This is a genomic window from uncultured Algibacter sp. (assembly GCF_905480415.1).
GTDB lineage: Bacteria > Bacteroidota > Bacteroidia > Flavobacteriales > Flavobacteriaceae > Algibacter_B.
The window spans coordinates 1-5,758 of record NZ_CAJQQI010000098.1 but is presented as its reverse complement, the minus strand read 5'-3'; the positions used below and the strand labels follow the sequence as shown (position 1 = coordinate 5,758).

At 33.9% G+C, this 5,758-nt stretch carries 7 protein-coding genes and 1 pseudogene; 2 read left to right on the top strand and 6 right to left on the bottom strand.

What is annotated here, in order from left to right; genetic code table 11:
• The 4 genes and pseudogenes from QZ260_RS06915 to QZ260_RS06900 form a co-directional block, all read right to left on the bottom strand.
• Window positions 1-518: pseudogene (locus tag QZ260_RS06915) on the bottom strand (TonB-dependent receptor); the annotation flags it as partial.
• Between the two features lie 108 nt (window positions 519-626).
• Window positions 627-2,027, bottom strand: a complete 1,401-nt coding sequence (locus QZ260_RS06910) for an NAD(P)(+) transhydrogenase (Re/Si-specific) subunit beta (protein ID WP_295984364.1) — start codon at window positions 2,025-2,027, stop codon at window positions 627-629.
• Window positions 2,027-2,296: an NAD(P) transhydrogenase subunit alpha gene (locus tag QZ260_RS06905; RefSeq protein WP_365969329.1), complete on the bottom strand. Its 270-nt coding sequence runs from the start codon at window positions 2,294-2,296 to the stop codon at window positions 2,027-2,029. The genes QZ260_RS06910 and QZ260_RS06905 overlap by 1 nt, the downstream gene beginning before the upstream one ends.
• 43 nt (window positions 2,297-2,339) lie before the next feature.
• Complete coding sequence (locus QZ260_RS06900; RefSeq protein WP_295984360.1) at window positions 2,340-3,449, bottom strand: NAD(P) transhydrogenase subunit alpha; 1,110 nt, start codon at window positions 3,447-3,449, stop codon at window positions 2,340-2,342.
• Window positions 3,450-3,643: 194 nt separating this feature from the next.
• Here QZ260_RS06900 and QZ260_RS06895 point away from each other — a divergent pair, with 194 nt between their 5' ends.
• Window positions 3,644-4,405 (top strand): MBL fold metallo-hydrolase, encoded by a 762-nt coding sequence (locus QZ260_RS06895; protein ID WP_295984358.1) that lies wholly within the window; start codon window positions 3,644-3,646, stop codon window positions 4,403-4,405.
• A 9-nt stretch (window positions 4,406-4,414) separates the two neighbouring features.
• A complete protein-coding gene (locus QZ260_RS06890; protein WP_295984355.1) occupies window positions 4,415-4,915 on the top strand; it encodes a hydrolase in 501 nt (166 codons plus the stop codon).
• Here the strand turns inward: QZ260_RS06890 and QZ260_RS06885 are convergent.
• Together QZ260_RS06885 and QZ260_RS06880 are read right to left on the bottom strand one after the other, a co-directional pair.
• Window positions 4,912-5,295 (bottom strand): hypothetical protein, encoded by a 384-nt coding sequence (locus QZ260_RS06885; RefSeq protein ID WP_295984352.1) that lies wholly within the window; start codon window positions 5,293-5,295, stop codon window positions 4,912-4,914. The genes QZ260_RS06890 and QZ260_RS06885 overlap by 4 nt on opposite strands.
• A 39-nt stretch (window positions 5,296-5,334) precedes the next feature.
• Window positions 5,335-5,706, bottom strand: a complete 372-nt coding sequence (locus tag QZ260_RS06880) for a helix-turn-helix transcriptional regulator (protein WP_295984347.1) — start codon at window positions 5,704-5,706, stop codon at window positions 5,335-5,337.
• Between the last annotated feature and the right edge of the window lie 52 nt (window positions 5,707-5,758).

Here is a 5,758-nt window from a genome sequence, read left to right as displayed (position 1 = left end):
TTAACACCAAGTATTCCTAAAGTTTCTTGCTGCAACTGTGCATTTGTTTGCTTGAATCTTAAATGTATAATTATTTCGTTATAATCTTCTAACGGGTCTAACTGGAATTTAATACCAACCCAACCATGGCCTTTAAACTTTTTAGAAAAGTCGATAGTCGCTACCGTATTTGCAAAGGCAAAAAACAATTTATCAGGATGTTTTTCTCTTAAAATCCGGTCTTCAATAAGTTCTACTTCATGGTTCAACATTCTACGTAAACGCGGCTCTGTTACGTAACGATTATCTTCTTCAATACCATAGATGGCATCACTAAAATCCTTATCATAAGCAGACATTGCTTTTGCAATCGTACCAGAACTACCTCCAGCTCTAAAAAAATTACGAACGGTTTCTTGACCAGCACCTATTTCCGCAAAAGTTCCGTAAATATGTTCGTTTAAATTAATCTGCAAAGATTTCTGTTTAATGGTCAGAATCTTACTGATTTCTTTATCTCCTTTTAATGTTAAAGCCATAATTTTAGTATTATGACAAAAATAGAAAAAATTATAGTGATATGATATAAATAAATAAAGCCATTTCATTTTTTGAAATAGCTTTATTACTACAGTATGTTTTGGTTTTTACATGCCTTTTAATTCAGAAATTAACGCTTGTATAACACTTTTTGCATCTCCAAATAACATAGATGCTTTTTGGTTATAAAATAGTTCGTTTTCAATACCGGCATATCCCGGATTCATAGTACGTTTATTAATAATGATACTTTTTGCATTTTCAACATCTAAAATTGGCATGCCATAAATTGGACTTGATGGGTTGTTGTGTGCGGCAGGGTTAACAACATCATTGGCTCCAACAACAAAAACAACATCTGTATTTTGAAATTCCGGATTCACATCTTCCATTTCGGCAAGCTTGTCATAATCGACATTTGTTTCTGCTAATAAGACGTTCATATGTCCAGGCATTCTCCCTGCTACGGGATGAATGGCATATTTAACTTCGATACCTCTGCTTGCTAGTAATTGCTCTAATTCATGTATCGCATGTTGCGCTTGAGCGACAGCCAAGCCATAACCTGGGACAATTATAATGCGTTGAGAATAATTCATTAAAATAGCGGTATCACTAATGGTTGTTTTTTTAATAGATCCTTTCATAGTATCAGATCCACTTTCTTCAACTAGAGAATCGCCACCTCCACCAAAACTTCCAAAAATAACATTCACAAGAGATCTATTCATGGCATCGCACATGGCAAAGGTTAGAATAGTACCGGCAGATCCAACTAGGATACCTCCTGTTAGCATAACCATATTTCCGTATAAAAAACCCCCAAGGGCTGCTGCTAATCCCGTAAATGAGTTCAATAAAGAAATAACCACTGGCATGTCTGCGCCCCCAATTGGTAAAACAAAGAGAATACCATAGCCTAATGCTGCGAAAAACAGAATATAGATAAATAATTGACTTTCACTTCCAGACCAAGCGATATAAGATGCAAAGAGAACGACACCTATTATAATTAGATTATTTAATACGTTATATTTTGGTAATCGTAAGGGTTTATTTAACGTTCCGTTTAATTTGGCCCAGGCAATCATACTTCCTGAAAAGGAGATGCTACCAATAATGATTCCTGCGACAATGGTTGTTGTAGAGAGGGTGTCTCCAGTATAATGTTCAAATTCAATCAGACCTATTAAAGCAGCACTTGCACCACCCATACCATTAAATAAAGAGACCAGCTCCGGCATTTTGGTCATAGCGACTTTTTTGGCGATCATCCAACCAATTACGGTTCCAATTAATATAGCCGTTCCTATTAATCCATAAATATAATTTGGCACGACCTCTTTATGCAAGAAAATAGTACCAATAATAGCTATGGTCATACCAGCTGCCGCAATTAAGTTTCCTTTTCTTGCTGTTTCTGGTTTACCAAGCATCTTTAAGCCAAGAATGTAAGTCATAGATGCTACCAAATAAATAAACTCGAGACTAAATAGATATTCTTTCATTATTTTTTCTTTTTAAACATTTCCAACATGCGGTCTGTCACTACAAAACCACCAACTACGTTTAGCGTACCAAGTAAAACAGCCACAAACCCAAGGGCCTGTCCTAAATAATTTTCAGGGTTAACCCCAAGTAAAACTAAAATGGCTCCAATAATCACAACGCCGTGTATAGCATTAGCGCCTGACATTAAAGGGGTATGAAGCACCGCTGGTACGTGCCCTATAATTTCAACTCCAACAAATATCATCAGTATGACGATATATATCATTTGGATGTTACTACTAATAAATTCTATTAATTCTGTCATTTTATTATGATTTTCCGTTTTGTCTTATCTCACCTTTTAATACAATAAGTGTATCATTCGTAATGGCCTCTTCTAGATCCCATTTAAATGTATGGCCCTCTGTTAAATGAACGATATAATTAAACGTGTTTTTGGCGTATAAATCACTCGCATTGGTAGAGACACTTTCTGGAGCAATAGTAGTGCCTATAATTTTTACACCATGTTTAATGACCGTTTTATTCATTTTACTTAGTTCACAATTACCGCCCTGAGCTGCTGCTAAATCTATGATTACCGCTCCATTTCGCATGTTTTCTACTTGATCTTCAGTAATCAGAACGGGAGATTGACGCCCTGGAATCATAGCCGTAGTAATCACTAAATCTGCTTTAAATAGTGATTTGTCAACCGCTTCTTTTTGACGTTGCGCATAATCAGTAGATGCTTCTTTTGCGTAGCCACCTTCAGATTCTTCTCCTTTATTATCGACTAAAATAAACTTGGCACCTAACGATTCGGCTTGCTCTTTAGTTTCACTTCTAATATCCGTTGCTTCAACAATAGCTCCTAAGCGTTTTGCGGTTGCTATAGCTTGCAAGCCAGCAACCCCAACCCCATACACTAATACCCTTGCAGGAGAAATGGTTCCTGCTGCAGTCATCATTAAGGGGAAAATTTTTGTCATTTCATATGCGCCTTTAATAACGGCTTTGTAGCCCGCTAAATTATTTTGAGAACTTAACACATCCATGTCTTGAGCTCTCGAGATTCTAGGTATAGCATCCATTGAAAAAGCCGTGGCACCTTGTTTTGAAATAATTTTCATGTCCTTAGGATGTGACTTATGAAATAATTGAGCAATAATAATTTGTCCCTTTTTTAAACTTTTTAATTCTTTATTGTCAAAGGGATTAATCTTTATTAAAACATCAGCATTCTTAAATAAATCTTCCTTAGAGCTAATACCTGCGCCAGATTTACTGTAATCAGAATTTTTGTATGAAGAATTTACACCTGCATTTTCTTCAACTCTAATTTCGAATCCCTTTTCAATAAGTTGTTGAGCAATTTTCGGCGTAATAGATACTCTATTATCACCTTTTTGTGTTTCTTTTAAAACGCCTATTATCATTTGAAAATATTTTAACTCTTAATGTAATAAAATTACTTTATTTCAAGAGTGATATTGGTGATAATTGTCATGTTTTAAATGAAATAATTAATTAATTTTAGTTCTGGTTTAAAAGATTATTTTAAAAAAGTGGCATCGAGATATAGGCTTTCCATAATATGTGCTACATTTAGACTTTTATGATAGGTATTTAAATGACAGTAACTTTTTTAGGCACAGGAACTTCTCAAGGCATACCTATTATAGGGAGTACCCATCCTGTTTGTCTAAGTTCCGATTTTAAGGATAAGAGATTGCGTGTTTCGGTGCTTATTGAATGGGATAACTATTCATACGTTATTGATTGCGGACCAGATTTTAGACAACAGATGTTACGTGCAGGTAGCGATAGAATTGATGGTATTGTTTTTACTCACGAACATTCTGATCATGTTTTAGGTTTTGACGACATTAGACCATTTTATTTTAGACAAGGTGATATTCCTATTTATGCCCATAAGCGTGTTTTAAAAGCGTTAAAAAAACGATTCGACTATGTGTTTAAAACTAAAAACAAATACCCAGGAGCTCCTACCGTTATTCAAAATAGAATTAAAAACGAACCCTTTTTATTAAAGAATTTGGAAGTTATTCCTGTTAATGGAAAACATGATAAATTACAAGTTTTTGGATTTAAATTTGGGGATTTCGCATATTTAACGGATATGAAAACAGTTAAAGCGGAAGAGGTAGAGAAAATCAAGAACGTAAAAGTATTAGTTGTCAATGCACTGCGTATTGAGCCGCATCTTTCTCATTTTAATTTAGAGGAAGCTATACAATTTATTGCTGAAGTTAACCCCGAAACTGCTTATTTAACGCATATTAGTCATTTGCTTGGATTCCATGAAGCTATTCAAAAAAAACTGCCTAAAAATGTATTTTTGGCTTATGATGGTTTAGAAATTAATTTATAAAATAGAAAGATGAAGCAAAAAATATTTATGTACCTGTTTGTGTTTTCAATACTCATCGTATTGTTTCAATACGTAAATGCAAAACGTGTATTTGAGGATATGAATAACAAACTTGGAAACTACAAAACGCTATCAGAAAAATATAAAGATTCTATTACTGTGCTGCAGAATGATTTTTTAGAAGTATCTCATTTTAATTTAGAAAGAAATGAAGATGCAATTAGTTATTTTGAGAATGATGGTTATAAAATAGATGAATTGATTCCTTTTATAAAGGATGAGCTTTATAAGTTAAATGAAGTTAAAGGTGAGCATCCTATAATCCCTTATGCATCTAGCGAAGGTAGAAAGTTATTGATTAATACTGTGAAGATGTTGAACCACAAATGGATCATTGCCGATTTTTCTGATGGTGAATTTTGGGGAGAACTCTTATTAACTTATGAGATTACGGAAGATAAAAACTTAAAATTCAGGCTTGTTGAGTCTTTTTTATATCCTTTGTATTAATCTACTTTAAAAGCAACTCCTTTTTCTTTTCGTTTAGGTTCTCCTTCGTTAAATGAAGCTTTAGCATACTCAAACGTATAAGAACTATCGGTGGTTGTTAGTATTTTCATGTGGATAGGGTCTTTCTCAGAAATAGACCTTGGGTTGATTTTGTATAGAACAAATTCGCAGCCATTTATCCATTTTACTTCAGAGCTATCTATTTTTCCATCGTAGAAATTTATACTATACCGTTCCGTTCTTTCAAACGTGCCAGTTTTAGGGGCTCCATCAACTACATAATCAAAACGGAACGTTCCTGTTTTGTAATCCTTACAATTTCTAGTTGTTTCGTAACAACTACATAGACTCAAAAAGCTTAGGAAAAGTAAATATCGCATAGAATTTGTTTTAAAATGCAAAATTACTAAAGTCCGTAATCAATTCTCGTAGTTTTTAAAACTTCCGTCAGAATAAAAAATAACAATACGTTCAATGGTTTTGTTTTTATCAGTTTCAGATAACAATTTACCATAGTTTAAACCAGGAGCAATGGTGTCTTGTTTTGTGTCTTCAATTTTAACTATTGAAGGAAACTCACCTTTACCATTAAATAGCCAATACAAATCAACTTCGGGGTAGGCAGAAAGAATTTTCAAAATAAAGTCTAAACTCGGTTTATTTCTCCCCGATAAGATGTGAGAAATACTAGAGCGTTGTACCCCAATTTTTTCAGCAAAAGAGGAGGCCGATTCACCGTAGAAATCCATGATTTTTTGCAGCCTTTTTATGAAATATTCCGTGTTTACCATTGTAAAAATGATTTGAGCATAATATGTGTTACAAATGTAACAATATAACTAG